Here is a 23,103-nt window from a genome sequence, read left to right as displayed (position 1 = left end):
GGAAGGGGTAAGAATTGACGTCAGGATAACAGCAGGGATCGTAAGGAACATACGAATTTCCTGCCGTTATCCCTAAAAGGGCGGAGGTTAGCCTTTCAGCTGCACCATGCCGTCCTTCACGCGGGCGTCGTAGTGCTTCACAGAGCGGCTCTCATCTTCCATGCAATAGCCATCGCTTAAGCGGAAACGCTGCTTTTTCAACGGGCTTGCGACCCACAGCTCGCCCTGATGCTCCGCAATCAACCCGCGGGACAGCACGCTGGCCTCGAAGAACGGATCGATATTGCTGATGGCAAAAACCTGTTCATCATGGCGAGGACGGAAAATCGCGACCTGCTCTTTACCCAGCAGCGCGCAAACGCCGGTGGCAGGCAGGATGTCGTTAATATTGCAGATGTTTACCCACTGGCTCATGCGTTTTCCTCCACCAGAGTCACCGGAATACGTTCATAAGGCGTCGCCGGACGATGTTGTTCGCGCTCTGCCACAACCTGCACGTTCGGGTCGCGCTGGGTGCTGTTGATAAAGTGTTTGAAGCGCGTCTGTGCCGCCGGGGTGTTCACGGTTTCAGTCCATTCGCAAATCACCGCGTCGCGCAGGCGAGCCATCTCGGCTTCAAGCTGTTCGTTTAGGCCCAGTTTGTCGTCGATGATGACTGACTTCAGGTAGTCGATGCCGCCTTCCAGGTTGTCCAGCCAGGAAGCGGTACGGGTCAGCTTGTCGGCGGTACGGATGTAGAACATCATGAAGCGGTCGAGATACTGAATCAGCGTATCGTGGTCGAGATCCGCTGCCAGCAGGTCTGCGTGACGGGGTTTCATCCCGCCGTTGCCGCATACGTACAGGTTCCAGCCTTTCTCGGTAGCGATAATACCCACGTCTTTACCCTGTGCTTCTGCGCATTCACGAGTACAGCCGGAGACGCCGAACTTCATTTTGTGCGGCGTGCGGATGCCTTTGTAGCGATTTTCCAACTCCACGCCGAAGCCCACGCTGTCGCCCACGCCGTAGCGGCACCAGGTGCTACCCACGCAGGTTTTGGCCATACGCAGCGCTTTGGCATACGCATGACCGGTTTCGAAGCCCGCTTCAATCAGCTGACGCCAGATTTCCGGCAGATCGTCTTTCTGCGCACCAAACAGGCCGATACGCTGGGAACCGGTGATTTTGGTGTACAGGTTAAATTCACGTGCGATGCGACCTACGGCGACCAGCCCTTCCGGGGTGATTTCACCACCGGCAGAGCGTGGGATAACGGAATAGGTCCCGTCTTTCTGGATGTTTGCCAGGAAGTTGTCGTTGGTGTCCTGAAGCGGCGTATGTTCTGGTTTGAGAACGTACTCATTCCAGCAGGAGGCCAGCAGAGAACCGACGGTCGGTTTACACACTTCGCAGCCATAACCCTGGCCGTGTTTTGCGAGCAGTTCGTCGAAGGATTTGATGCCCTCCACGCGGATCAGATGGTAAAGCTCCTGGCGAGAGTAAGAGAAGTGTTCGCACAGGTTGTTGTTCACTTCGATGCCCTGTTTCGCCAGTTCGGCGTTCAGCACCTGGGTGACCAGTGGAATACAACCGCCGCAGCCGGTACCGGCTTTGGTTTCCGCTTTCAGTGCCGCCACGGTGTGGCAACCTTTGTTGATAGCGGAAATCAACATGCCTTTGGTGACGTCGAAGCAGGAGCAAATCTGCGCGCTGTCCGGCAGTTTATCGACACCGATAGACGGCTTGCCGCTGGAGGCATGAGCAGGCAGAATCAGGGCGTCCGGGTTTTCCGGCAGCTCGATGGCATTCAGCACCAGTTGCAGCAGGTTGCCATAATCGCTGGTGTCGCCTACCAGCACCGCGCCGAGTAGAGTTTTATTATCCTGGCTGACGATGAGTCGTTTGTAGACCTCTTTGCTTTCGTCGAGGTAGACGTAGCTGCGCGAGTTCGGGGTACGACCGTGCGCATCGCCAATACCGCCAACGTCTACGCCCAGCAGCTTCAGCTTGGCGCTCATGTCTGCGCCTTCGAAGGCGTTCTCCGTTCCAAGGATATGGTCAACGGCAACCTGCGCCATTTTGTAGCCGGGGGCGACCAGCCCGTACACGCGGTTGTTCCAGCTGGCGCACTCGCCAATTGCGTAGATGTCCGGGTCAGAGGTCTGGCAGGTATCGTTAATCATGATACCGCCGCGCTGAGCAACGGCCAGTCCACACTGGTTAGCCAGCTTGTCGCGCGGACGTATCCCGGTGGAGAAGACGATAAAGTCCACTTCAAGCTCGCTGCCGTCGGCAAAACGCATGGTTTTGCGCGCTTCAGTGCCTTCCTGGACGATCTCTTTGGTGTTTTTGCTGGTGTGAACCTTCACGCCCATGCTTTCGATTTTACGACGTAACTGGTCACCACCCATGTGGTCCAGCTGCTCGGCCATCAGCATCGGGGCAAATTCGATGACGTGAGTTTCAACGCCGAGGTTTTTCAGTGCGCCTGCGGCTTCCAGACCCAGCAGGCCGCCACCAACTACTGCACCGCGTTTGCTACGACGTGCACAGTTTTCAATGGCTTTGAGGTCTTCAATGGTACGGTAGACGAAGCAATCCTGGGTTTCCGAGCCTTTGATTGGCGGGATCCACGGATAGGAGCCCGTCGCCATGATCAGCTTGTCGTAAAAAACCGTGCGTCCGGCGCTGGAGTGGATCACTTTTTCCTGGCGGTTGATGGTGATAGCGCGTTCTCCCACCAGTACTTTTACGCCATGCTTCTCGTAGAAACCCTCACGCACCAGAGAGAGCTCTTCAGCGGTATGATGTGAGAAGTAGGAAGACAGGTGCACACGGTCGTACGCCTTGCGGGGTTCTTCACAGAACACGGTAATGTCGAACTGGGCAGCGTCAGCTTTATCGAGAAGATCCTCAATAAAGCGGTGGCCGACCATGCCGTTACCGATGATAGCGAGTCTGACTTTGCTCATTATTGCCTCGATTTCTTTTCTATTACTGCCTACCTTAACGATTCAGCTATGGCGATTATTGATGCAAATCAAATACGTCTTCGCCTACTCCTTAGGTGGTATGCGACTGATTTGTCAGGGTTTTTATAAGTGGCGGAAATCGAAGGCTTTTCGTTGTCGTTGAATTTGTGTACAACTCAGGGACGATCGTTGAAAAATCGGTACGCCTGAATATCAGCTGCGTTTTTTAGGGGAAAGGTATGTCTACAACACCGTTATGGCTTGTTCAGAATGTTCGTTTACCGGGTCGGGAAGGGCTGTGGCAACTCGCCATTGAGAACGGGCGATTTGGTGACATTACCCCAATGGACGATACCCACGCCGAAAGTTATGAAGTCTTAAATGCCCGTGGAGGGCTGGCGATCCCGCCGTTTATTGAGCCGCATATTCATCTTGATACCACCCAGACGGCAGGTGAGCCGAACTGGAACCAGTCCGGCACGCTGTTTGAAGGGATTGAGCGCTGGGCGGAGCGTAAGGCGTTGCTCAGTCATGACGATGTCAAAGCGCGTGCCTGGAAAACGCTGAAGTGGCAAATTGCCAACGGCATTCAGTTTGTCCGCACCCATGTAGATGTCTCCGACCCGACGCTTACTGCTCTTAAGGCGATGCTGGAGGTGAAACAGGAGGTTGCCCCGTGGGTGACGCTGCAAATTGTCGCGTTCCCGCAGGAAGGTATTCTTTCGTACCCGAACGGCGCGGCGCTGCTGGAAGAGGCGTTAAAACTGGGGGCTGACGTGGTGGGGGCGATCCCGCACTTCGAATTCACCCGGGAATATGGCGTGCAGTCTCTGCATATCGCCTTCGAGCTGGCGAAGAAATATGACCGCCCGCTGGATATCCACTGTGATGAAATCGACGACGAGCAGTCCCGCTTTGTGGAGACGGTCGCCACGCTGGCGTATGAGGCCGGTATTGGTGCGCAGGTAACGGCCAGCCATACCACCGCTATGCACTCTTACAACGGTGCATACACCTCGCGGCTGTTCCGACTGCTGAAGATGTCGGGCATTAACTTTGTGGCGAATCCGCTGGTGAACATTCATCTGCAGGGACGCTTTGACGACTATCCGAAGCGTCGCGGCATCACCAGGGTGAAGGAGCTGCAGGAAGCGGGCATCAACGTCTGCTTCGGCCATGATGATGTGTTTGACCCGTGGTACCCGCTCGGCACCGGCAACATGCTGCAGGTGCTGCATATGGGACTGCATGTTTGCCAGATGATGGGCTATCCGCAAATCGACAGCGGGCTGAACTTGATTACACACAACAGTGCCAGAACCTTTGGTCTGAGTGATTACGGTATCGCAACGGGGAACCCGGCAAACCTGATAATCCTGCCGGCAGAGAGCGGATTTGAAGCGGTGCGCTGCCAGGTGCCGGTGCGCTGGTCGATTCGTCAGGGGCGGATTATTGCCACCACGCAGCTGGCGCAGACGTGGATCCAGATGGACAGCGGTGGGGAAGAGGTGAGCTTTGCCAGAAACAGCCCCTCTGATTAAGCAAAGGGGCAAGGCGATTAGTGAGAAGCTGCCGCCACGTTATGCTGGCGGTGGCGGGTCACGAAGCCCAGGACGAGGCACATGATAAACACCACGGCATACAGACCGTTCGCGGTGTGCAGCGCTGCCAGAGGACCGCTGTGCGCTACAATCGGGCCCGTGACGACGAAGGTCAGCATGGTGCCGATGGTGCCGCAGGTCAGCACGAAGTTCACCAGTTTTGGCGAGGCCACTTTCGTCTGCAGCGAGCCCAGCGTGATGATTGATGTGTAAATCGCGCTGGAGAAGAAGCCCAGGGTCAGGATGAACCACGGCATATGTTCCGGCGACCCGTTAATGAACAGGTACATCAGCACGGTTGCCATGCCTGCCAGCACGGTCAGAATGCGCTGCAGGTCGAAGAAGCGCAGGATGAAGCTAAACGCCCACATGCCGAACATGTAAGACATCCAGAAATCGCTCACCAGTTTGCCCGCATCGTTCAGGCTCATGCCCAGACCTTTAGCGTATTCCGGTACCCAGGAGATAAAGCCCAGCTGACCCAGGATGTAGCACAGGGCGGCAATAGAGAGGAACAGCACGCCGATACCCCATTTCTCTTTCGCGACAGGTTCTGCCGTGGTCTGCGCTTTTTTACCCAGCACCGGGAATTCACAGCCGAAGGTCAGAATAAAGATCGCCACGTAGACCAGCCCGATGCAGGCATAGACCCAGTACCACTCAATGCTGCGTGCCAGCAGAACGGCGGCAACCATCGGGAAAATCATCCCGGCCATGCTGAAGAAGGAGTCAGTAAACAGCAGACGCGCGCCGCGCTGACGGCCTTCATACATGTGGGTAATGAGGAACGTACCGATCGACATGGTGATCCCGCTGACCAGACCGAGCACAAACATGGCGGCGGAGAACAGGGCGATGCTGTGGCTCAACATCAGACCCGCCACGGCGGCGACCATCAGCACAAAGCCAAAACGCAGCTGCGTTTTCAGCGGAACAATTTCCATCAGCCAGGCATTCAGGAAGATAGAAATCAGGATCCCCGCGTTGAGGAAGGTGAAAGTGTTACTCATGCTGGATACGGGCAGCTGGAAGTAGTCTGCGATATTCCCCATCACCATCCCGGTGACGATCACCAACGCGCCGGTCAGGGCGTAGGAGAAGAAGCTGATCCATGTGAGCTTGATGCGATTGCTGTTAGTCATGTCTGGCCTGTTCAAAAAAGAAAAGCGCCCAGAGGGCGCTGAGAGCGGGCAGATTTTAGACATTAAAGTGATCCATTCATATCTTTTAAGAGAAATTAGAACTTCATTGCATTATTTTGTGTGATAGCGATCACAAAATATGGCGCTAAAGCCAACCGTTTGCGTGGTTACAACTGTTTCAAATTCGTAAAATTAGGTAAAAGGCTGGTCTCCGTTCATACTGCTCTTTAGAATCATGCCATTCGCTTTTTATACTGCGCTTTGTTAAGGAATTCTCATGCTCAAATCAACACTGGCGGCTGTCGCAGCTGTGTTTGCTCTTTCTGCCGTTTCCCCTGCTGCGCTGGCAGCAAAAGGAGATCCTCACGTCCTGCTGACCACCTCCGCCGGGAACATTGAGCTGGAGCTGAATAGCCAGAAAGCCCCTGTTTCCGTGAAAAACTTCCTCGACTACGTGAACAGTGGTTTCTATAACAACACCACTTTCCACCGCGTGATCCCGGGCTTTATGGTTCAGGGTGGCGGCTTCAATGAGCAAATGCAGCAGAAGCAGCCGAACCCGCCTATTAAAAACGAAGCGGACAACGGTCTGCTGAACAAGCGCGGTACCATTTCCATGGCGCGTACAGCAGATAAAGACAGCGCGACAAGCCAGTTCTTCCTCAACGTGGCGGATAACGCCTTCCTCGACCACGGCCAGCGTGACTTCGGTTATGCCGTCTTCGGTAAAATTGTGAAAGGGATGGATGTGGCGGACAAGATCTCTCAGGTGCCTACCCATGATGTCGGCCCATACCAGAATGTGCCGTCAAAGCCTGTCGTTATCCTCTCCGCAAAAGTTCTGCCATAACGTTTTTTGACACGGGCGTCCCCCGCCCGTGTTTTGCCCCTCCCTGCGAAAGCGCGTTTTGCTGCTTATACTTGTGGCAAACGGACTATTCAGGGAGGCGTTAAGTGAAAAAACTCACCGATAAGCGAAAATCCCGTCTCTGGGAGCAGCAGCGTAACGTCAATTTTCAGGCCAGTTGCCTCCTTGAAAAAGGTAATGGTCCTTCAGAGCCCCACATTGAGACGCTGGAACTGGGGCCTTCTGCCCCCGGTTTGCCCCATCTGTGCCTTATTCACCGCCATTTGTACCGCAGAGAGATGAAGCGGGCAGGCGAGTTACGTACCGACGATATTTTTAAGGGCGACATTCCTTTCTGCCATTTCGAATACATCGAGAAGATGGGTAACGAGCTGATGGCGGCGCTGGAAAGCGAAAAGTATCTCGTGGGTCTTGAGAAAGCGGCGTTTGTTGACAGAGTTAGCCACTATTACTGCGAAATCAACATGCTGCATCCGTTTATGCGCGGCAACGGTATTGCCCAACGCGTTTTCTTCGAGCAGCTGGCGCTCCACGCGGGCTACTCGCTGGACTGGCGCGATATCGATCCCGACCAGTGGGTGGTGGCTAACCGAAGTGGCGCAACGGGAGATTTAACCGCGCTAAACGCTATCTTTGCCAAAGTAGTGAGCGAAGCGCGGGAATCTGAGTAGAATAGGGCGGCATTTTTTTCGGGAGCCGCCATGATTCTGCTGATTGATAACTACGATTCCTTCACCTGGAACCTTTACCAGTATTTTTGTGAGCTGGGTGCAGAGGTGGTTGTCCGCCGCAACGACGACATTAGCCTGGCGGATATTGAAACACTGGCTCCGCAGAAAATCGTGATTTCACCCGGCCCCTGCACCCCGTCGGAGTCGGGTATTTCGCTGGAGGTTATCCAGCACTATGCCGGCAAGCTGCCGATCCTCGGCGTCTGTCTTGGCCATCAGGCCATTGCGCAGGTGTTTGGTGCCACTATCGTGCGCGCCGCGAAAGTGATGCACGGTAAAACCTCTCCGGTCACCCACACTGGCGTTGGGGTATTCAGCGGGCTCAATAATCCGTTAACCGTGACGCGCTACCATTCACTGGTGATTGACCCGTCGACGCTGCCTGACTGCTTTGAGGTGACCGCCTGGAGCGATACGCAGGAGATCATGGGGATTCGTCACCGCGAATGGGATCTCGAAGGCGTACAGTTCCACCCGGAAAGCATCCTCAGCGAACAGGGCCACGCGCTGCTGGCAAATTTCCTTAAACGCTGAATATTGATTGCCTTGTCGTGATTTTTTATGCATATTTTGTGATTATATTTTCACAATCAATGTGACATAAAATGGATGGGCATGACATGGCAACTGAACAACCTGCAATTACCCGCGCAACATTTGATGAAGTGATTCTGCCGATTTATGCACCGGCTGAGTTTATCCCGGTAAAAGGAAAAGGCAGCCGCGTCTGGGATCAGCAGGGCAAAGAGTATGTTGATTTCGCGGGCGGTATTGCAGTGACGGCGCTGGGCCATTGCCATCCTGCCCTGGTTGAGGCGCTGAAAACCCAGGGCGAAACGCTCTGGCACACCAGCAACGTTTTTACCAACGAGCCGGCGTTACGCCTCGGCCGCAAGATTATTGATGCGACGTTTGCCGAGCGCGTGCTGTTCATGAACTCGGGCACCGAAGCAAACGAAACCGCCTTCAAGCTGGCGCGCTACTACGCAACCACGCGCCACAGCCCGTACAAAACCAAAATCATTGCCTTCCACAATGCCTTCCACGGACGCTCCTTCTTTACCGTCTCCGTCGGCGGCCAGCCGAAGTATTCCGACGGATTTGGCCCGAAACCGGCCGACATCGTCCATGTGCCGTTTAACGATCTGCATGCGGTGAAAGCGGTGATGGACGACCACACCTGCGCGGTTGTTGTCGAGCCGATCCAGGGTGAAGGCGGCGTGACGGCGGCGACGCCAGAATTCCTGAAAGGTCTGCGTGCGCTGTGCGATGAGCATCAGGCGCTGCTGGTGTTTGATGAAGTGCAGTGCGGGATGGGACGTACCGGCGATCTGTTTGCCTATATGCACTACGGCGTGACGCCGGATATTCTCACCAGCGCCAAAGCGCTCGGCGGTGGTTTCCCGGTGAGTGCGGTACTGACGACTCAGGAGATTGCCTCCGCGTTCCACGTTGGTTCTCACGGTTCCACCTATGGCGGGAACCCGCTGGCGAGTGCCGTGGCGGGCGCGGCATTTGATATTATCAATACACCTGAGGTTCTGAACGGCGTCATCGCCAAGCGCGAGCTGTTTGTGAAACACCTGCAGCAGATTGACGATCGGTTTGACGTGTTCAGCGAGATCCGCGGGATGGGGCTGCTGATCGGTGCCGAGCTGAAACCGCAGTACAAAGGTCGCGCGCGCGATTTCCTGCATGCCGCCGCCCGCGAAGGGGTGATGGTGCTGAACGCGGGACCGGATGTGATGCGTTTTGCGCCGTCGCTGGTGGTAGAAGACAAAGACATTGAAGATGGATTAACCCGTTTTGCCGCGGCAGTCGAGAAAATCGTAAAAGGTTAATACTCCGTCCGCTTTAATATCCGCGTTAACCAAATCCCGTGATGCGGACGCTGACGCCATGCCACCGACGAAATGGTGTGCATGGTGTTCAGATGCCCCAGAATGCGCTGTAAATGCTGCTCCAGCGTGCTCATTGGCCCGTGGGTTAACGTCTCCGGCGCTTCCAGAATATTCGAGTCGCCCGACTCGCCCGGCGCGTCATACTCCAGACGCTGCTGACACCGCTGTAAGGCAATTTCACACGACTGCAAATAGCGCTGCGCCAGATCCGGCGTCAGCATCGTGTGCTCGCGCGCCAGCGTGGTCATGGCGTTAATGTGCTCGACGATAAACTGGCTGTGCGTCACCCAGAGCTTCATATCCGCCAGATAGTGCGAGTTAAAGCCTGGTTCCTGCATTGCCTGGTTGAGCGAGTTAAACAGGGCGTTGTGCGCCTGGTTGACCTTCATCCGCTGATACGCCAGCGGGGAGGGTTGCGGATCGTCGCTCAGGATCAGACGAATGGCCTGCTGGTCGGCCTCCAGCGCGTCGTGGGCGTTCTGGCGCAACAGTCCGCTTTGCCATTGCGGCCACAGCCAGACCATGCCGCCAAAGGCAATCAGACAGCCAATCAGGGTATCGATCAGTCTGGCGACAATAAATTGTTCGCCATTGAGCGTGAGCAGTTGCAGGGTGTATACCGCCGTTACCGTAAAGCCCACCATCGCCCAGCCATAGTTTTTGCGGATAATCAGGTAGCTCACCAGCGTAATTATCAGCATTCCCGCCAGGGTATAACCTTCCGGCACGTGAAAGTGCAGCGTGACGCCCGCAATAATCAGCCCGGCCATCGTTCCCCCCGCCCGGTGCAGAATACGCACGCGCGTGGCGCCATAGCCGTTCTGGGTGACAAACAGCACGGTCATTAAGATCCAGTAGGGTTTAGGTAGATGCAGCGCCATGCCCATCAGGCTGGCGGTACTGAGCATGACGCTAATCCGTGCGGCGTTGCGCAGAGCGGACGATTTAAGAGACAGATAGCTTCTGAGCGCCGGCAATAACGGCAGACGTTTTTGTTTATCCGCCATGAGATCGCGGGGATAAAGCGGGCGTTGGGTGCGCAACACGCGGGCGATACGGCTGAAATGCCAGGCGGCAAACTGGCCCACCGGGTTGTCCTCATGCTGGCGGGCGATTTTCTCCAGCGCGCCGAGTTGTTTGTCCATGTTAAAACGCGTGGGATAGCGGTGATATAAAATGTCATCAGCCAGCACCCGCAGACGCGCAGAGACGGTTTGCGCATTCCAGCGGATCACCGCTTCGGCATGGCTGCGCTCGACCAGCTTTTGCACCTCCTGAGGATGATGCAGGCTCACGGAGATATGTTCTTGCAGATCCAGCCCCACCTGGAAGGTACGCAGCAGCCGTTTGTATTCGTGATTCTTGTTGGCGGCGAGCATGTGTAGTTGCTGATAACACTGGCTTATCAGATCCACCACCTTTTGCTGGCGCGTCAGCAGCGGCGGTAACGATTTTTCCGGATCGGTATGCTGGGTGAGCAGGGTGTATTTGGCCTCGCAGTAATCCGCAAGTTGCACATAGAGCAGGCTCAATGATTCACGCAGGGGCTGTTCCCGCCACAGCCAGAACCAGAACCAGTTAAACAGCCCATACCACAGCGTACCCAGGGCGTAGATCAGTAGCGGCTCCCACACCGGCATGTTACCCGCGAGGCTCAGCGTGAAGATGGCCGCTATCAGTGAGGCGGGAAGCAGGCGCGCATGAAGGGAACTGATTTCGGCGGTGACGCCGAGCGTCATCGCCAGCACGGTCAGGATTAACGGCAGCGGAATATCGCGGGCGAGTAAGAGCTGCACGGCGAGGCTACAGCCAGCAAACAGCGAGCCGCCAATAATCAGACGTTTAAAAAAGCGCTTATGCGGTGTGTCCAGGCCAGCAATGTTGCAGCAGGCGGGCACGAGAGAAAACAGCAGACCTTGCTGAAGATGTCCGAGGATCAGGCCGATGGCTACAGGAAGACACAACACCAGCGTTTGTCGCAGTGCATAGTTAACTTCCGGGTGATAAATCAGCCTACGCCACATGGGGAAGAGAGACAAAAACGGCGTGACACCTTGCGATGGCACGCCGTTTGAGTGGAATTAACGCGTTCCGTAGACCACGATGGTTTTACCGTGGGCGGAGATCAGGTTCTGATCTTCCAGCATTTTCAGAATACGGCCCACTGTTTCACGGGAGCAGCCGACGATCTGGCCGATCTCCTGACGGGTAATTTTAATCTGCATGCCGTCAGGGTGGGTCATCGCATCAGGTTGTTTTGCCAGGTTAAGCAGAGTCTGCGCGATACGACCGGTAACGTCCAGGAAGGCGAGGTTACCCACTTTCTCAGATGTAACCTGCAGACGGCGAGCCATCTGGGAAGAAAGACGCATCAGGATATCAGGGTTAACCTGAATCAACTGACGGAATTTCTTGTAAGAAATTTCAGCCACTTCACATGCTGTCTTTGCACGAACCCAGGCACTACGTTCCTGGCCTTCTTCAAACAGGCCCAGTTCACCGATGAAATCGCCCTGGTTCAGATAAGAAAGGATCATCTCTTTCCCTTCTTCATCTTTGATCAGCACTGCCACCGAGCCTTTTACGATGTAATACAACGTTTCCGCTTTTTCACCCTGGTGAATCAGCGTGCTCTTCGATGGGTACTTATGAATGTGGCAATGAGACAAGAACCATTCGAGAGTCGGGTCTGTTTGCGGTTTGCCAAGCACCATGCGCTGTTATCCTCTGTTATAAGCTGTCACCAGAGTCATCAGATGCATCCGGACTCTGGGGTTGCAATCGAATTCTTACCCATACCCTGGGAAGTCGGCTATCGTAACGTTTCGCAGCCAGTAAAGTTTGATGTCCTCTGCATACATGTGTAACGTCAATGTATTACTGTAGCATCCTGAGTGTTTTAGCATAGCTTTCGCCGCGTGTCTCCTGGTGTCTCGCTTCAGCATGATGCAGGTCGCCTTCCATTGCGAGAAATGTAACGCACGCGTAATCTGTCACCAAAAATGCAACGTTGGAGTTAATGAATATGCAAGCGCGCGTGAAATGGGTTGAAGGTTTAACGTTCCTGGGCGAGTCCGCTTCAGGGCACCAGGTTTTGATGGATGGTAACTCCGGCGATAAAGCACCAAGCCCGATGGAGATGGTATTGATGGCAGCCGGTGGATGCAGCGCGATTGATGTGGTGTCGATTCTGCAAAAAGGCCGTCATGATGTAACGGATTGCGAAGTTAAACTCACGTCGGAACGCCGTGAAGAGGCACCACGCCTGTTCACCCATATTAACCTGCACTTTGTGGTCACCGGTAAAGAACTGAAAGACGCGGCCGTTTCACGCGCGGTGGACCTGTCTGCGGAGAAATACTGCTCTGTGGCGTTAATGCTGGAGAAAGCGGTAAAAATCACACATTCGTATGAAGTGATCGAGGCGTGATTGATGGGGCATCGTGCGTGTTGATGCCCTCACCCTAACCCTCTCCCACCGGGAGAGGGAATATGATCACGCGATCTGCTTCCCTTCCATCAACCGCTGTACCAGCGGCGTCATGATGAGCTCCATCGCCAGCCCCATTTTTCCGCCCGGCACCACTAATGTATTCATGTGCGAAATAAACGAGCCCTGCAGCATGGCCAGCAGCCAGGGGTAATCAATGCCTTCGAGGTTGCGGAAATGGATCACCACGAAACTCTCATCCAGCGACGGGATGCTTTTGGCCGCGAATGGGTTGGAGGTGTCGACTGTCGGTACTCGCTGGAAGTTAATATGGGTACGGGAGAACTGCGGCGTCAGGAAGTTGATGTAATCCTCCATGGAGCGCACCACGGAGTCCATGACCGCTTCTCGTGAATGGCCGCGCTCGCTCATGTCACGCGTCAGCTTCTGGATCCACTCCAGGTTAACGATCGGTACCACGCCAACCAGCAGATCCACATGGCGCGCCACGTCGTGATGGGGAGTTACCACGCCGCCATGCAGCCCTTCATAAAACAGCACGTCGGTGGGTTCCGGCAGGGGTTGCCAGGGGGTAAAGGTGCCCGGCACCTGGTTCCATGGCACGGCTTCATCGTAAGTATGCAGATACTTGCGGGATTGCCCTGTGCCGCTCTTGCCATATTCGACGAAGGTTTGCTCCAGCAGGCCGAAGTCATTGGCTTCCGGGCCAAAGTAGCTGATGTGTTTACCCAGATCGCGCGCTTTACGGATGGCCATGTCCATCTCCGGGCGCGTATAGCGGTGAAAGCTGTCGCCTTCGACCTCCGCCGCACGGAGATTCAGCTGGGCGAAAATCTTGCGAAATGCGAGGCTGGTGGTGGTGGTTCCCGCACCACTCGACCCCGTAACGGCAATAACCGGATGTCTGGCAGACATAGCAACTCCCTGACTGGAAAGGTTGAAAGATCAGCCGTGAAACGCGTTGCGGGGCATGATATTGACCGTCTCATGCAGTTCTGACCATACCAGCACCACGTCGCCGCTTTTGAGCTGGCGCTTTACATCGTTGACCTTTTGCTCGAGCGAGCGTTCTTGTTCACCATAATCTGTGCCTTCGCGTAATACAAAGCTTTCAATCAGATTATCGAGCGTTTCGGGAGCCAGATCCTGCCAGGGAATGATCATTTTGCACCGTCCAGATACGGGGTTAACCAGTCAGGAATACGCGTCTCAAGCCACATTTTCGGGCGACGCAGTGTGCCACCGATAAACCCGACGTGGCCGCCATGCTCCGTCAACTGATAGTGAACGTTGTCGGGCAGGAATTCCTGAGCGGGAATCGAATGATGATCCATAAACGGGTCATCTTTGGCATGAATGATCAGCGTCGGCTGCGTAATCTTGCTGAGCAGCGGCATGGCGCTGCACTGACGATAGTAGTCAATCGCGTCGGCAAAGCCGTGGATTTTTGCAGTGATCAGATCGTCGAACTCGCGAATGCGACGCACTTTTTTTAACTGACGCAGACTTATCGGAAGCGTCTCCGGGTAGGCTTTCAGTTTGCGCGCCGCGTTTGCTTTCAGCAGGTTAAGCAGGTAGCGCTGATAGACGCGGGAAAAACCTTTATCCATATGGTAGCTACACTGCTCCAGCATAAATGGTGCAGAGACAATGACGGCGGCATCCAGCGGGACGCTTTCGCCCTCTTTGGCCAGCAGACAAGCCAGCATATTCCCGCCCAGCGAGTAGCCCACGGCTGCCGTTGGCACGGTGCCATAGTTTTCCCGCAGCCAGTGTAAAAACCACGTACCGTCCTCGGTTTCACCCGAGTGATAAATGCGTTTCTGGCGATTTGGCTCGCCGCTACAGCCGCGAAAATGCATCACCACACCGAGCCATCCACGCGCTTTTGCCGCCTCAATTAACCCGTGCGCATACGGACTGTGCAGGCTGCCTTCCAGACCGTGAAAGACCACCAGACGCGGCTTATGGTGAGCCTGTTCCGGTTCCTCGCTCCAGGCGAGATCCAGAAAGTCTCCGTCCGGTAAATCCAGCCGTTGCCAGTGCGGGGTGAACTGAACCTTGCGACGGATAAGCCGTGGCAGCATGGTCTGTAGGTGGCGATTGGACACGCCGCGCATGGGCACGAACTCAGCGCTCTCTTCAGTAGCTATGTCGAAGTCTGATGGAATGATTTGGGTCATAACGATGCGATGCTAATTCTTGTCAGTTATTTACTATAATCGCTTCCAGCTGTTCCTGAGCGTCCAGCCACGCCATCTCGCACTCTTCGAGGCTGGATTTCGTTTTGGCCTGAGTTTGCAGACAGTCAGTCAGCTCAGCTTTGCGGCTCTGGTCATACAGACCGCTATCGCCCAGCTTCTCTTCAACGGTAGCGAGTGTCGCATTAAGTTTTTCCATCTCTTTTTCGAGACGGGCGATCTCTTTGCGTAGCGGCTGTGTCTGGGTGCGAAGTTCCGCGTCGCGGCGCTTTTGGTCTTTACGCGCCTGCGCGCTGTTGGCGTTCTCTTTCGCGGACTCTTCCGGCTGGTTTTCCAGCTTCTGCACGTCGGTCAGCCACTGCTGGTAGTCTTCCAGGTCACCGTCGAATGGTTCAACTTTGCCGTCATGCACTAAGTAGAGATCGTCCGTGGTGGAGCGGATCAGGTGGCGATCGTGCGAGACGACAACCAGCGCGCCTTCAAACTCAATCAGCGCTTCAGTTAGCGCCTGACGCATATCGAGATCCAGGTGGTTAGTCGGTTCATCAAGAAGCAGCAGGTTCGGACGTTGCCAGACGATCAGTGCCAGCACCAGACGGGCCTTTTCGCCACCGGAGAAGCGCTCGGTGTTTTCGGTGACCTTATCACCCTGGAAGCCAAAACCGCCGAGGTAGTCACGTAGCTTCTGCTCCATCTCCTGCGGCGCCAGACGCGCGAGGTGCTGAATCGGGGATTCATCCGCGCGTAAAAATTCCAGCTGATGCTGGGCGAAGTAACCCAGCTTGATGCCCTTCGCGAGACCGATTTCACCGCTGACCGGGTTAAGCTCGCCCGCCAGCAGTTTGATCAACGTTGATTTACCTGCACCGTTGCGTCCCAGCAGGCCAATGCGCGAACCCGGCACCAGGTTGAGCTTGATGGAGTCGAGAATAGTGCGTTCGCCGTAGCCCGCGCTGACTTTTTCCATCTTCAGCAGTGGGTTTGGCAGGCTTTCCGGCGCGCGGAAGCTGAAGTGGAACGGGTTATCCACGTGCGCCGGGGCAATCATCTCCATGCGTTCCAGCATTTTGATGCGGCTCTGGGCCTGTTTCGCTTTTGACGCTTTGGCCTTGAAGCGATCCACAAAGCTTTGCAGATGCGCCACGCGCTGCTGCTGGCTTTCATACATGGACTGCTGCTGGGCAAGACGCGTCGCGCGCTGGCGCTCGAAGGAGCTGTAGTTGCCGGTGTACTCGAACATCGTTTGCTGTTCGATATGAATGATTTTATCCACCACCGGGTCGAGAAAGTCGCGGTCGTGGGAGATCAGAATCAGAGTGCCCTGATAGCTCTTGAGCCACTTCTCCAGCCAAATAACCGCATCGAGATCCAGGTGGTTCGTCGGTTCATCGAGCAACAACAGATCGGAGCGGCAGATCAGTGCCTGCGCCAGGTTGAGGCGCATACGCCAGCCGCCCGAGAAGTCGCTGACCGGGCGTTCCAGCTGTTCATTGCTGAAGCCCAGGCCGTGCAGCAGGCTGGAGGCGCGGGAGCGAATGGTCCATGCGTCGATGGCGTCCAGCTTGCCGTGAACGGTGGCGATGGCGTGACCGTCGTTGCGCTCGTTGGCGGCGTTAAGTTCCGCTTCCAGCTTACGGTATTCACGGTCACCGTCGATAACATAGTCGAGAGCCGGTTCGCTCAGGGCGGGCGTCTCCTGGTTCACCCAGGCGAGCTGCCAGTTCCCCGGGAAGGTAAAGTTACCGCCATCCGCGCTAATCTCGTTTTTCAGCAGCGCCAGCAGAGTGGATTTACCACAGCCGTTTTTGCCGACCAGACCCACTTTTTGGCCAGGGTTGATGGTTGCAGTGGCGTTATCCAGCAGGACGCGCACGCCGCGACGAATTTGTAACGAGGAGAAAACAATCATAGAAGCGCCGTATGTTCCGACTATGTTAATTTGTCATTATGATAATGTAAGGTGTGGGCTATTTTCCGCACCGGGCCGCCATGGTAGCCCAAAACAACGACAATACACAAAAACAGAAACAAGACCGGGAGGGGAATGATGTCTCAGACAGCAAAAGTGCTGCTGCTGTATGCCCATCCGGAATCTCAGGACTCGGTGGCAAACCGGGTGCTGCTTAAGCCGGCCACACAGCTCAGTAACGTGACGGTGCACGATCTTTACGCGCACTATCCTGATTTCTTTATTGATATCCCTTACGAGCAGGAACTGCTGCGTCAGCACGACGTCATTGTGTTCCAGCATCCGCTTTATACCTACAGCTGCCCGGCGCTGCTAAAAGAGTGGCTGGACCGCGTGCTGAGCAGGGGATTCTCCAGTGGGGTAGGGGGCAACCAACTGGCGGGAAAGTACTGGCGTAGCGTTATTACTACCGGTGAACCGGAAAGCGCATACCGTTATGACGGGCTGAACCGCTATCCGATGAGTGACATCCTGCGTCCATTCGAACTGACGGCAGCGATGTGTCGTATGCACTGGATGAGCCCGATTATTATCTACTGGGCACGTCGTCAGGATCCGAAAGAACTGGCAAGCCACGCCAGAGCGTATGGTGAATGGCTGGCGTCACCGATTCCGGCAGGAGGACGTTAATGGAAGGATCGAATCTGCTCCTTGCCGGAGTGCTGTTTTTATTTGCGGCCGTCGTCGCGGTTCCGCTTGCTGCACGTATTGGAATAGGTGCAGTGCTGGGCTATCTGCTGGCAGGGATCGCGATTGGCCCCTGGGGACTTGGATTCATCAGCGATGTAGATGAGATTCTCCATTTCTCCGAGCTGGGTGTGGTGTTCCTGATGTTCATCATCGGCCTTGAGCTGAACCCCTCTAAATTGTGGCAACTCAGACGCTCTATCTTCGGTGTGGGTGCTGCACAGGTGCTGTTCAGCGCCGCGATTCTGGGGGGCCTGTTAATGCTGACCAACTTCTCCTGGCAGGCGGCGGTGATCGGTGGGATAGGTCTTGCGATGTCGTCGACGGCAATGGCGCTTCAGTTAATGCGCGACAAAGGGATGAACCGCAACGAAGCAGGGCAACTGGGTTTTTCGGTGCTGCTGTTTCAGGATCTGGCGGTGATCCCCGCGCTGGCTCTGGTGCCGCTATTGGCAGGCTCCGGCGACGATCACTTTGACTGGGCAAAAATCGCCATGAAGGTGCTGGCCTTCGCCGGTATGCTGATTGGCGGACGTTTCCTGTTACGCCCTGTGTTCCGCTTTATTGCCGCGTCGGGCGTACGGGAGGTGTTCACCGCTGCGACGCTGCTGCTGGTGCTGGGATCGGCGCTGTTTATGGATGCGCTGGGGCTGTCGATGGCGCTCGGGACCTTCATTGCCGGGGTGCTGCTTGCTGAGAGCGAATATCGTCACGAACTGGAAATTGCCATCGATCCCTTCAAAGGGCTGCTGTTAGGGCTTTTCTTTATTTCGGTGGGTATGGCGCTTAACCTTGGCGTTCTTTATACCCATCTGCTGTGGGTTGTCGTGAGCGTTGCCATTCTGGTGGCGGTGAAAACACTGGTGCTGTATGTCATGTCGCGCATTTACGGGCTACGCAGTTCGGAACGTATGCAGTTTGCCAGCGTATTAAGCCAGGGAGGCGAGTTCGCGTTTGTGCTGTTTTCCACTGCATCTTCCCAGAAGCTGTTTAAAGACGATCAGATGGCTCTGCTGCTGGTGACGGTGACGCTGTCCATGATGACCACGCCGCTGTTGATGAAGCTGGTGGATAAACTTCTGTCACGCCGCCTGAATCCCGCTGATGATGAAGACGAAGCGCCGTGGGTGGAAGACGATAAGCCGCAGGTGATTGTGGTGGGCTTTGGCCGTTTCGGACAGGTTATCGGACGTTTGCTGATGGCGAACAAAATGCGCATTACGGTGCTGGAGCGTGATATCAGCGCGGTTAATCTGATGCGTAAATATGGCTACAAGGTGTATTACGGCGATGCGACCCAGCTCGAGCTACTGCGCTCGGCGGGAGCGGAGGCAGCAGAGTCTATCGTGATTACCTGTAACGATCCGGAAGACACGATGAAGCTGGTGGAGTTGTGTCAGCAGCATTTCCCGCATCTGCATATTCTGGCGCGTGCGCGGGGACGTGTTGAAGCCCACGAATTGTTGCAGGCGGGTGTGAAACACTTCTCCCGTGAGACGTTCTCCAGTGCGCTGGAGCTGGGACGCAAGGCGTTGATCTCGCTCGGTATGCATCCACATCAGGCGCAGCGTGCGCAAATGCACTTCCGCCGGCTGGATATGCGAATGCTGCGTGAGCTGATGCCGGTACATACGGATACCGCGCAGATCTCACGCGTGCGGGAAGCGCGTCGCGAGCTGGAGGAGATTTTCCAGCGAGAGATGCAACTGGAACGACGCCAGCTTGATGGCTGGGATGAATTTGAATAAAGGGTAACGAAAGATGGCTGTACGTAAACGCTTTATTGCGGGTGCAAAATGCCCGACCTGCCAGGCGCAAGATACTCTGGCGATGTGGCGGGAAAATAATATTGATGTTGTTGAGTGTGTTAAGTGCGGTCACCAGATGCGTGAGGCTGATAAAGAGGCCCGCGATCACGTTCGCAAAGAAGAGCAAGTGATCGGGATTTTTCATCCGGACTAGCGATATGTCCTGAGTTTTTTTAAGCTAAAGGGTACACGGGTGCAGATTTCCGCTACAATCTGCGCCAGCAATTTTCCCACGCTCAGGAGATATCATGAAAGTAGCAAAAGACCTGGTGGTCAGCCTGGCCTATCAGGTACGTACAGAAGACGGTGTGTTGGTTGATGAGTCTCCGGTGAGTGCGCCGCTTGACTACCTGCATGGTCACGGTTCCCTGATTTCCGGCCTGGAAAACGCGCTGGAAGGTCATGAAGTTGGCGACAAATTTGATGTTGCTGTAGGCGCGAACGACGCTTACGGTCAGTATGATGACAACCTGGTTCAGCGCGTTCCTAAAGACGTGTTCATGGGCGTTGACGAACTGCAGGTTGGCATGCGCTTCCTGGCTGAAACTGACCAGGGTCCGGTTCCTGTTGAAATCACCGAAGTGGAAGACGACCACGTTGTGGTTGACGGTAACCACATGCTGGCTGGTCAGAACCTGAAGTTCAACGTAGAAGTTGTTGCGATCCGTGAAGCAACCGAAGAAGAACTGGCTCATGGCCACGTTCACGGTGCGCATGGTCACGACCATGACCACGATCACGGCCACGACGGCTGCTGCGGTGGTCACGGCCACGATCACGACCACGGTAAAGGTGGTTGCGGCAACGGTGGCTGCGGTTGCCACTAATTCCGCCAGGCGGAAAATAAAAAAGCGGGAGATTCCCGCTTTTTTTACGCCTCAATAATGAGGTGGTGGCGTCTCTTCTGACTGAGAGGCAATGTTCGACGGCTGCGTAGCCTTCAGCTTTTCCGTCAGCAGGCGCATATGATCCCGCAGTTTTGCCATTTCGAGCTCATGTGCAGTCACGGTCTGGTTTAGCTCTTCGATGGTGATGTCCTGAAAAGCCAGGCGGCTTTCCAGCTCAGCCATTCTCGCTTCTAATGCAGTATCCTTCATCATTCACCTCGTTTATTTCAGATTCACCATAATGGCCCAGCGGCGGCGCAGTTTAACTGAGTTTATCCTGAAGTACAGTCTGCATCCCTTTGGCAGGAAACTTATTTAAACAAAAATAGTCTGAAAAGTGGCGAGAATTGGAAGTGTCTGTCTGTAGATTTCTTCCGCAACGTTTTATAGTACGTAACTCATTTACGTTTAACGCTGGGGTGAGAGTCCCCAGGCCCTGGAGATATGGATGAAATCACTGTTTAAAGTAACGCTGCTGGCGACGACGATGGCTGTTGCGCTGAACGCGCCGCTGTCATTCGCTGCTGATACTGCTGCGAAGCCTGCTGCCACTGCAGACAGCAAAGCGGCGTTCAAAAATGACGACCAGAAATCCGCCTACGCACTCGGCGCATCTCTGGGTCGTTACATGGAAAACTCTCTGAAAGAACAAGAGAAACTGGGCATCAAACTGGATAAAGCTCAGCTGATCGCGGGCGTTCAGGACGCATTTGCTGATAAGAGCAAGCTGTCTGACCAGGAGATCGAACAGACTCTGCAGGCGTTCGAAGCGCGTGTGAAAGGTGCCGCTCAGACTAAGATGGATGCGGACGCTAAAGAAAACGAAGCCAAAGGCAAAGCCTATCGCGATACCTTTGCTAAAGAGAAAGGTGTGAAAACCTCCTCTACTGGCCTGGTGTACAAAGTTGAGAAAGAAGGCACCGGCGATGCGCCTAAAGACAGCGACACTGTTGTCGTGAACTACAAAGGTACGCTGATCGACGGTAAAGAGTTCGATAACTCTTACACCCGCGGTGAGCCGCTCTCCTTCCGTCTGGATGGTGTGATCCCTGGCTGGACTGAAGGCCTGAAAAACATCAAAAAAGGCGGCAAGATCAAGCTGGTTATCCCACCAGATCTGGCGTACGGCAAAACCGGCGTTCCGGGTATCCCTGCCAATTCTACGCTGGTCTTTGACGTAGAGCTGCTGGATATCAAACCGGCACCGAAAGCGGACGCTAAAGCAGACGCACCGGCTGACGATAAAGCCGCTGCTGCTAAGAAGTAACGCTGAAAAAAAACCGCCGCCTTTAAGGCGGCGGTTTTTTTATTATGGGGCAGATATAATTAACACTGGAAAGCGTTATACCCGCTGTATTAATTTAGTTGTCCGTGTAGATAATGAGCCTGCCCTGAAAACCTAACGACAGGCTCCTGAAAAGGAGTGTTTTTTTCATGTCCAGGTCGCTTTTAACCAACGAAACCAGTGAACTTGATTTGCTGGATCAACGTCCTTTTGACCAGACCGACTTCGATATTCTGAAATCGTATGAAGCGGTGGTGGACGGGTTAGCGATGCTCATTGGCTCCCACTGCGAAATCGTATTGCACTCCTTGCAAGATCTGAAGTGTTCCGCCATCCGCATTGCCAATGGTGAGCATACTGGCCGTAAAATTGGTTCGCCAATCACCGACCTTGCATTGCGTATGTTGCATGACATGACCGGCGCGGACAGCAGCGTCTCCAAATGCTATTTCACCCGCGCCAAAAGCGGCGTGCTAATGAAATCAGAAACTATCGCGATTCGAAACCGCGAGCATCGTGTGATTGGACTGCTGTGCATCAACATGAACCTTGATGTGCCATTCTCGCAAATCATGAGCACCTTTATTCCACCAGAAACGCCAGATGTTGGCTCTTCCGTTAACTTTGCCTCTTCTGTTGAAGATCTTGTGACTCAGACGCTTGAGTTCACCATTGAAGAGGTGAACGCCGACCGCAACGTATCGAACAACGCCAAGAATCGCCAGATCGTGCTGAATCTCTATGAGAAAGGGATTTTTGATATTAAAGACGCCATCAACCAGGTTGCCGATCGTCTGAATATCTCCAAGCACACGGTTTACCTCTATATTCGCCAGTTCAAGAGCGGTGATTTCCTGGGGCAAGACAAGTAATGCGTTTTGCGTTAATGGTGACAGGCCCGGCGTACGGTACTCAGCAGGCCAGCAGCGCGCTGCAGTTTGCGCATGCGCTGCTGAAGGCCGGACATGAACTGGTGAGCGTCTTCTTTTATCGGGAAGGGGTGTATAACGCGAACCAGTTTACGTCACCGGCGAGTGATGAGTTTGACCTGGTGCGTGCCTGGCAGGCATTAAACGAAAAGCAGGGCGTTGAACTGCATATCTGCGTGGCGGCGGCACTGCGCCGCGGCGTGACCGATGCAACCGAAGCCGCGCGTCTTGGTTTATCGGGTTCTAACCTGCAGCCCGGTTTTTCGTTGAGTGGTCTGGGTGCACTGGCACAGGCAGCGTTAACCTGCGACAGAGTGGTGCAATTCTGATGAAGCGTATCGCGTTTGTTTTTTCCTCAGCGCCGCACGGTAGTGCGTCCGGCAGAGAAGGGCTGGATGCGCTGCTCGCGACCTCAGCATTGACTGAAGATATCGGCGTCTTCTTTTTGGGGGACGGTGTGTTCCAGCTTCTGGCGGGTCAACAGCCGCAAGCCGTTCTCGCGCGCGATTACATCGCGACGTTCAAAGTGTTACCGCTGTACGATATCGAAACGTTCTATGTCTGCACCGACTCTCTGGCCGCACGGGGTTTAAACGAGGCCACGCCTTTCGTGCTGGATGTGACGTGTCTGTCCTCCATAGCACTGCGCGAACACCTTTCCCACTACGATACCGTTCTGACTTTCTGAG

General features: G+C 54.8%; 24 protein-coding genes. 14 read left to right on the top strand and 10 right to left on the bottom strand.

What is annotated here, in order from left to right:
* Window positions 1-87 precede the first annotated feature (87 nt).
* Together nirD and nirB are read right to left on the bottom strand one after the other, a co-directional pair.
* Entirely contained in the window at window positions 88-414 is a 327-nt protein-coding gene (gene nirD / locus ACLHV8_RS20585; RefSeq protein ID WP_028018009.1) for a nitrite reductase small subunit NirD, read from the bottom strand.
* Entirely contained in the window at window positions 411-2,954 is a 2,544-nt protein-coding gene (nirB, locus tag ACLHV8_RS20580) for a nitrite reductase large subunit NirB (protein WP_129324608.1), read from the bottom strand. Before nirB ends, nirD begins: the two co-directional genes overlap by 4 nt.
* 239 nt (window positions 2,955-3,193) lie before the next feature.
* Here nirB and ACLHV8_RS20575 point away from each other — a divergent pair, with 239 nt between their 5' ends.
* Entirely contained in the window at window positions 3,194-4,495 is a 1,302-nt protein-coding gene (locus ACLHV8_RS20575) for a cytosine deaminase (protein WP_049007356.1), read from the top strand.
* 17 nt (window positions 4,496-4,512) lie between these two features.
* Here the strand turns inward: ACLHV8_RS20575 and tsgA are convergent, their stop codons facing one another.
* A complete protein-coding gene (gene tsgA / locus ACLHV8_RS20570; protein ID WP_108091114.1) occupies window positions 4,513-5,697 on the bottom strand; it encodes an MFS transporter TsgA in 1,185 nt (394 codons plus the stop codon).
* A 277-nt stretch (window positions 5,698-5,974) separates the two neighbouring features.
* Here tsgA and ppiA point away from each other — a divergent pair, with 277 nt between their 5' ends.
* From ppiA to ACLHV8_RS20550, 4 genes are all read left to right on the top strand, one after another.
* Entirely contained in the window at window positions 5,975-6,547 is a 573-nt protein-coding gene (gene ppiA, locus ACLHV8_RS20565; protein ID WP_023309471.1) for a peptidylprolyl isomerase A, read from the top strand.
* 104 nt (window positions 6,548-6,651) lie between these two features.
* Window positions 6,652-7,236 carry a putative adenosine monophosphate-protein transferase Fic gene (locus tag ACLHV8_RS20560; RefSeq protein WP_208594547.1) on the top strand — a complete coding sequence of 195 codons (585 nt, stop codon included), beginning with the start codon at window positions 6,652-6,654 and terminating at the stop codon, window positions 7,234-7,236.
* 30 nt (window positions 7,237-7,266) lie between these two features.
* The gene (gene pabA / locus ACLHV8_RS20555) at window positions 7,267-7,830 is read left to right on the top strand and encodes an aminodeoxychorismate synthase component 2 (protein WP_208594548.1); all 564 of its coding nucleotides are present in this window, start codon (window positions 7,267-7,269) and stop codon (window positions 7,828-7,830) included.
* An 86-nt stretch (window positions 7,831-7,916) separates the two neighbouring features.
* Window positions 7,917-9,137 (top strand): aspartate aminotransferase family protein, encoded by a 1,221-nt coding sequence (locus ACLHV8_RS20550; protein WP_208594549.1) that lies wholly within the window; start codon window positions 7,917-7,919, stop codon window positions 9,135-9,137.
* Here the strand turns inward: ACLHV8_RS20550 and ACLHV8_RS20545 are convergent.
* Together ACLHV8_RS20545 and crp are read right to left on the bottom strand one after the other, a co-directional pair.
* The gene (locus ACLHV8_RS20545; protein ID WP_208594558.1) at window positions 9,134-11,221 is read right to left on the bottom strand and encodes a YccS/YhfK family putative transporter; all 2,088 of its coding nucleotides are present in this window, start codon (window positions 11,219-11,221) and stop codon (window positions 9,134-9,136) included. The two genes, ACLHV8_RS20550 and ACLHV8_RS20545, sit on opposite strands and share 4 nt — an antisense overlap.
* A gap of 57 nt (window positions 11,222-11,278) precedes the next feature.
* Window positions 11,279-11,911, bottom strand: a complete 633-nt coding sequence (gene crp, locus ACLHV8_RS20540; protein WP_000242758.1) for a cAMP-activated global transcriptional regulator CRP — start codon at window positions 11,909-11,911, stop codon at window positions 11,279-11,281.
* A gap of 311 nt (window positions 11,912-12,222) precedes the next feature.
* Here crp and ACLHV8_RS20535 point away from each other — a divergent pair, with 311 nt between their 5' ends.
* On the top strand, window positions 12,223-12,627 hold the full coding sequence (locus ACLHV8_RS20535) for an OsmC family protein (RefSeq protein WP_049007351.1): 405 nt from the start codon (window positions 12,223-12,225) through the stop codon (window positions 12,625-12,627).
* A gap of 66 nt (window positions 12,628-12,693) precedes the next feature.
* Here ACLHV8_RS20535 and ACLHV8_RS20530 read toward each other — a convergent pair whose 3' ends face one another.
* Genes ACLHV8_RS20530 through ACLHV8_RS20515 form a run of 4 tightly spaced genes read right to left on the bottom strand, consistent with a single transcriptional unit; the run spans window position 12,694 to window position 16,758 of the window.
* Window positions 12,694-13,563, bottom strand: coding sequence for a phosphoribulokinase (locus ACLHV8_RS20530; RefSeq protein WP_028018000.1), 870 nt, complete (start codon window positions 13,561-13,563; stop codon window positions 12,694-12,696).
* Between the two features lie 30 nt (window positions 13,564-13,593).
* Entirely contained in the window at window positions 13,594-13,812 is a 219-nt protein-coding gene (locus ACLHV8_RS20525; RefSeq protein ID WP_008503016.1) for a YheU family protein, read from the bottom strand.
* Window positions 13,809-14,831 carry a hydrolase gene (locus tag ACLHV8_RS20520; RefSeq protein WP_208594550.1) on the bottom strand — a complete coding sequence of 341 codons (1,023 nt, stop codon included), beginning with the start codon at window positions 14,829-14,831 and terminating at the stop codon, window positions 13,809-13,811. Before ACLHV8_RS20520 ends, ACLHV8_RS20525 begins: the two co-directional genes overlap by 4 nt.
* Before the next feature lie 22 nt (window positions 14,832-14,853).
* Window positions 14,854-16,758, bottom strand: a complete 1,905-nt coding sequence (locus ACLHV8_RS20515) for an ABC transporter ATP-binding protein (protein WP_028017998.1) — start codon at window positions 16,756-16,758, stop codon at window positions 14,854-14,856.
* A gap of 135 nt (window positions 16,759-16,893) precedes the next feature.
* Here ACLHV8_RS20515 and kefG point away from each other — a divergent pair, with 135 nt between their 5' ends.
* From kefG to slyD, 4 genes are all read left to right on the top strand, one after another.
* A complete protein-coding gene (gene kefG / locus ACLHV8_RS20510; protein ID WP_065422678.1) occupies window positions 16,894-17,448 on the top strand; it encodes a glutathione-regulated potassium-efflux system ancillary protein KefG in 555 nt (184 codons plus the stop codon).
* Entirely contained in the window at window positions 17,448-19,253 is a 1,806-nt protein-coding gene (kefB, locus tag ACLHV8_RS20505; protein ID WP_128348345.1) for a glutathione-regulated potassium-efflux system protein KefB, read from the top strand. The genes kefG and kefB overlap by 1 nt, the downstream gene beginning before the upstream one ends.
* A gap of 13 nt (window positions 19,254-19,266) precedes the next feature.
* Window positions 19,267-19,467 (top strand): YheV family putative zinc ribbon protein, encoded by a 201-nt coding sequence (locus ACLHV8_RS20500; protein WP_010436300.1) that lies wholly within the window; start codon window positions 19,267-19,269, stop codon window positions 19,465-19,467.
* A gap of 94 nt (window positions 19,468-19,561) precedes the next feature.
* A complete protein-coding gene (gene slyD, locus ACLHV8_RS20495; RefSeq protein ID WP_208594551.1) occupies window positions 19,562-20,140 on the top strand; it encodes a peptidylprolyl isomerase in 579 nt (192 codons plus the stop codon).
* 51 nt (window positions 20,141-20,191) lie between these two features.
* Here slyD and ACLHV8_RS20490 read toward each other — a convergent pair whose 3' ends face one another.
* Window positions 20,192-20,410, bottom strand: coding sequence for a protein SlyX (locus ACLHV8_RS20490; RefSeq protein WP_024907948.1), 219 nt, complete (start codon window positions 20,408-20,410; stop codon window positions 20,192-20,194).
* Window positions 20,411-20,648: 238 nt separating this feature from the next.
* Here ACLHV8_RS20490 and fkpA point away from each other — a divergent pair, with 238 nt between their 5' ends.
* From fkpA to tusC, 4 genes are all read left to right on the top strand, one after another.
* Window positions 20,649-21,467: an FKBP-type peptidyl-prolyl cis-trans isomerase gene (gene fkpA, locus ACLHV8_RS20485; RefSeq protein ID WP_114979376.1), complete on the top strand. Its 819-nt coding sequence runs from the start codon at window positions 20,649-20,651 to the stop codon at window positions 21,465-21,467.
* 167 nt (window positions 21,468-21,634) lie between these two features.
* Window positions 21,635-22,357 (top strand): transcriptional regulator, encoded by a 723-nt coding sequence (locus ACLHV8_RS20480; protein WP_003861697.1) that lies wholly within the window; start codon window positions 21,635-21,637, stop codon window positions 22,355-22,357.
* Window positions 22,357-22,743, top strand: coding sequence for a sulfurtransferase complex subunit TusD (gene tusD / locus ACLHV8_RS20475; RefSeq protein ID WP_208594552.1), 387 nt, complete (start codon window positions 22,357-22,359; stop codon window positions 22,741-22,743). Before ACLHV8_RS20480 ends, tusD begins: the two co-directional genes overlap by 1 nt.
* Complete coding sequence (gene tusC, locus ACLHV8_RS20470) at window positions 22,743-23,102, top strand: sulfurtransferase complex subunit TusC (protein ID WP_208594553.1); 360 nt, start codon at window positions 22,743-22,745, stop codon at window positions 23,100-23,102. The genes tusD and tusC overlap by 1 nt, the downstream gene beginning before the upstream one ends.
* Window position 23,103: the final 1 nt, after the last annotated feature.

This window comes from Enterobacter sp. CPE_E863 (genome assembly GCF_046521465.1).
In the GTDB taxonomy this organism is placed as follows: domain Bacteria; phylum Pseudomonadota; class Gammaproteobacteria; order Enterobacterales; family Enterobacteriaceae; genus Enterobacter; species Enterobacter adelaidei.
The sequence above is the reverse complement of the archived record's forward strand: the minus strand, read 5'-3'. Positions and strand labels throughout refer to the sequence as shown.

What these genes read in the sequence shown, in the direction of transcription:
- nirD (WP_028018009.1), bottom strand. Translation starts at nt 414, where the DNA reads ATGAGCCAGTGGGTAAACATCTGCAATATTAACGACATCCTGCCTGCC.
- nirB (WP_129324608.1), bottom strand. Translation starts at nt 2,954, where the DNA reads ATGAGCAAAGTCAGACTCGCTATCATCGGTAACGGCATGGTCGGCCAC.
- ACLHV8_RS20575 (WP_049007356.1), top strand. Translation starts at nt 3,194, where the DNA reads ATGTCTACAACACCGTTATGGCTTGTTCAGAATGTTCGTTTACCGGGT.
- tsgA (WP_108091114.1), bottom strand. Translation starts at nt 5,697, where the DNA reads ATGACTAACAGCAATCGCATCAAGCTCACATGGATCAGCTTCTTCTCC.
- ppiA (WP_023309471.1), top strand. Translation starts at nt 5,975, where the DNA reads ATGCTCAAATCAACACTGGCGGCTGTCGCAGCTGTGTTTGCTCTTTCT.
- pabA (WP_208594548.1), top strand. Translation starts at nt 7,267, where the DNA reads ATGATTCTGCTGATTGATAACTACGATTCCTTCACCTGGAACCTTTAC.
- ACLHV8_RS20550 (WP_208594549.1), top strand. Translation starts at nt 7,917, where the DNA reads ATGGCAACTGAACAACCTGCAATTACCCGCGCAACATTTGATGAAGTG.
- ACLHV8_RS20545 (WP_208594558.1), bottom strand. Translation starts at nt 11,221, where the DNA reads ATGTGGCGTAGGCTGATTTATCACCCGGAAGTTAACTATGCACTGCGA.
- crp (WP_000242758.1), bottom strand. Translation starts at nt 11,911, where the DNA reads ATGGTGCTTGGCAAACCGCAAACAGACCCGACTCTCGAATGGTTCTTG.
- ACLHV8_RS20535 (WP_049007351.1), top strand. Translation starts at nt 12,223, where the DNA reads ATGCAAGCGCGCGTGAAATGGGTTGAAGGTTTAACGTTCCTGGGCGAG.
- ACLHV8_RS20530 (WP_028018000.1), bottom strand. Translation starts at nt 13,563, where the DNA reads ATGTCTGCCAGACATCCGGTTATTGCCGTTACGGGGTCGAGTGGTGCG.
- ACLHV8_RS20525 (WP_008503016.1), bottom strand. Translation starts at nt 13,812, where the DNA reads ATGATCATTCCCTGGCAGGATCTGGCTCCCGAAACGCTCGATAATCTG.
- ACLHV8_RS20520 (WP_208594550.1), bottom strand. Translation starts at nt 14,831, where the DNA reads ATGACCCAAATCATTCCATCAGACTTCGACATAGCTACTGAAGAGAGC.
- ACLHV8_RS20515 (WP_028017998.1), bottom strand. Translation starts at nt 16,758, where the DNA reads ATGATTGTTTTCTCCTCGTTACAAATTCGTCGCGGCGTGCGCGTCCTG.
- kefG (WP_065422678.1), top strand. Translation starts at nt 16,894, where the DNA reads ATGATGTCTCAGACAGCAAAAGTGCTGCTGCTGTATGCCCATCCGGAA.
- kefB (WP_128348345.1), top strand. Translation starts at nt 17,448, where the DNA reads ATGGAAGGATCGAATCTGCTCCTTGCCGGAGTGCTGTTTTTATTTGCG.
- ACLHV8_RS20500 (WP_010436300.1), top strand. Translation starts at nt 19,267, where the DNA reads ATGGCTGTACGTAAACGCTTTATTGCGGGTGCAAAATGCCCGACCTGC.
- slyD (WP_208594551.1), top strand. Translation starts at nt 19,562, where the DNA reads ATGAAAGTAGCAAAAGACCTGGTGGTCAGCCTGGCCTATCAGGTACGT.
- ACLHV8_RS20490 (WP_024907948.1), bottom strand. Translation starts at nt 20,410, where the DNA reads ATGAAGGATACTGCATTAGAAGCGAGAATGGCTGAGCTGGAAAGCCGC.
- fkpA (WP_114979376.1), top strand. Translation starts at nt 20,649, where the DNA reads ATGAAATCACTGTTTAAAGTAACGCTGCTGGCGACGACGATGGCTGTT.
- ACLHV8_RS20480 (WP_003861697.1), top strand. Translation starts at nt 21,635, where the DNA reads ATGTCCAGGTCGCTTTTAACCAACGAAACCAGTGAACTTGATTTGCTG.
- tusD (WP_208594552.1), top strand. Translation starts at nt 22,357, where the DNA reads ATGCGTTTTGCGTTAATGGTGACAGGCCCGGCGTACGGTACTCAGCAG.
- tusC (WP_208594553.1), top strand. Translation starts at nt 22,743, where the DNA reads ATGAAGCGTATCGCGTTTGTTTTTTCCTCAGCGCCGCACGGTAGTGCG.